This is a genomic window from Ideonella azotifigens (assembly GCF_006519715.1).
In the GTDB taxonomy this organism is placed as follows: Bacteria; Pseudomonadota; Gammaproteobacteria; order Burkholderiales; family Burkholderiaceae_C; genus Ideonella; species Ideonella azotifigens.
This window is the reverse complement of the sequence record NZ_VIDT01000873.1, coordinates 1-1948: the sequence shown is the minus strand read 5'-3', so window position 1 is coordinate 1948 and position 1948 is coordinate 1. Positions and strand designations below refer to the sequence as shown.

3 protein-coding genes are annotated in these 1948 nt (G+C 63.6%); 1 reads left to right on the top strand and 2 read right to left on the bottom strand.

Going from position 1 to position 1948, the window contains the following annotated elements; genetic code table 11:
- On the bottom strand, positions 1 to 513 hold a 513-nt coding region (locus tag FKP22_RS28700; RefSeq protein WP_211361641.1), incomplete at its 3' end, for a cobalamin B12-binding domain-containing protein.
- Positions 514 to 789: 276 nt separating this feature from the next.
- A complete protein-coding gene (locus tag FKP22_RS28695) occupies positions 790 to 1254 on the bottom strand; it encodes a DUF2846 domain-containing protein (protein ID WP_141291530.1) in 465 nt (154 codons plus the stop codon).
- Between the two features lie 404 nt (positions 1255 to 1658).
- On the opposite strand from FKP22_RS28695, the gene FKP22_RS28690 reads away from it, so the two are divergent.
- The coding region (locus tag FKP22_RS28690; protein WP_141291528.1) for a type III pantothenate kinase at positions 1659 to 1948 on the top strand (290 nt) is incomplete at its 3' end.

The following is a 1948-nucleotide window of genomic DNA, read 5'->3' as shown; positions in this document are numbered from 1 at the left end:
TTTCGCGGTGTCGGTGGACTGCAGCGCTTCGAGCAGCCCTGCGGCGTCGGCCGACAGCCGCAGGTCGCAGCGCATCAGCATCTCGCCGATCATGCCTTGCAGGCCCATGCGCTGGCCGTCTTCCGGGCTGAAGATGCGCACGCCGACGTCGGCCAACGCGCTGATTTCCTGCGGCACGATCACGCCGCCGCCGCCGCCAAACACCTGGATCTGCTCGCCGCCGCGGGCCTTCAGCAGCTCGACCATGTAGCGGAAATATTCGGTGTGGCCGCCCTGGTAGCTGGAGACGGCGATTCCCTGCACGTCTTCCTGCAGCGCTGCGGTGACGACTTCGTCGACCGAGCGGTTGTGCCCCAGGTGGATGACCTCGGCGCCCATGCCTTGCAGGATGCGCCGCATGATGTTGATCGCGGCGTCGTGCCCGTCGAACAGGCTGGCGGCGGTGACGATGCGCACCTTGTGGGTGGGCTTGTAGTGGGCGAGTGCCTGGTGGGTGGCAGAGAGGTCGGTCATCTCGTGGGGCCTGTGGGTTGAAGGCTCGATTGACGTTAACGTAAACGTCAATCGAAATCATGCCACCGACCGGCTCTCAGCCGCTTCGCCAAACCCTTGGCGCACCCTGGGGGTTTCCCTTGGCCGGCTCTGAATGCCGCGGAATGATCTCCACCTCGAGGCCGAGCCCACCTCGACCCAGCGGCCTTCAGGTAGTGGCTCGCCAAGGCCCCTGGATGGAGGGCCTTGGCGAAAAGGACCATCAAGGCACGCCTTATGCAATGCGTGCCGCAGGCCTCATCGTGCCGCGCTGCACTTGCCGGGGACGGCCATGTTCAGCTTGCGCACCGCGGTCTTGCCCTGTTCTTCCGGGATCAGTTCCAGTGCGGCACCACCCACGAAGACGCCAATCTTGATGTACTGGCGAATGAAGTAATTGCGGCCGGCTTCGGTGGTCAGTTCCAGCGTGTTGGGCGAGAACTCAGACTCGGTGTCAAACTTGTGCGACTTCGCGCCTTCCACTTCGGTGTAGAAGAAAACGTCTGGAGCGGTTTCTCCCACGCACTTGCCGTCCACCCACAAGTCCTTCTTGAGGGCTTGGCCGACCATGCTGTCTCGATACAAGTAGACCCCGGCGTTGCCGGCAGACGGCGTGACGAATTGCTTGGCCTTCTCGGACTGCTCTTTGGGTGCCATGTTGACGGATGCACATCCCACCAGCGTGAGCGAAGCGACGGCGACCAAGATAGAAATTAATTTCATTGCATTACCCTGAAACGTTGAATACGACGTTTAACGCCCGTCGACGGCTATACCCTGCCGGATGACGACAGGGTCCCTCCATTGCCCGCCGCAGCGTGGCCGCGGGCAACTTCCCTCTTTGGATCGCGCTCCCTGGGGCGGGCAATCCAAGCCGCCGACGAGGCCGGCGGCCAATCAAAATTTCGGTATTGCCGGTGAATCCGGCTTTGTGTCGAATTGTATTCCGGGTGAGCCGTTCGGCCGCTTGGTCGAAGCGCGTTAGGGCAATTGCTTGTCTGCAAGCTGCAAAGGCAGCAGTGGCGCAGTCGAGGTGAGGGGAACTTGATTGCCTTCACTGCGAACACCTGCTTCGCAGCCGATGACCCGCACACGCTGCGCGTGCCCGCCCTGTTACGCTTCGCTTCATGAGTTTTCTGGCGATCGACATCGGCAACACCCGGCTGAAATGGGCGCAGTACGCGTCGCCGCAGCCCGGCGCCGCGGTGCTGGCGCATGGCGCACGCTTCCTGGAGACCATCGACACGCTGGCCGAACAGGACTGGCGCTCGCTGGCCGTACCGTCCACGATGCTGGGCTGCGTGGTCGCCGGCGAGGCGGTGCGGCGGCGGGTCGAGGAGCAGCTGGAGCTGTGGGACCTGACGCCGCGCTGGGTGGTGCCGGGCAACCACGAGGCCGGCGTGACGAACGGCTACGA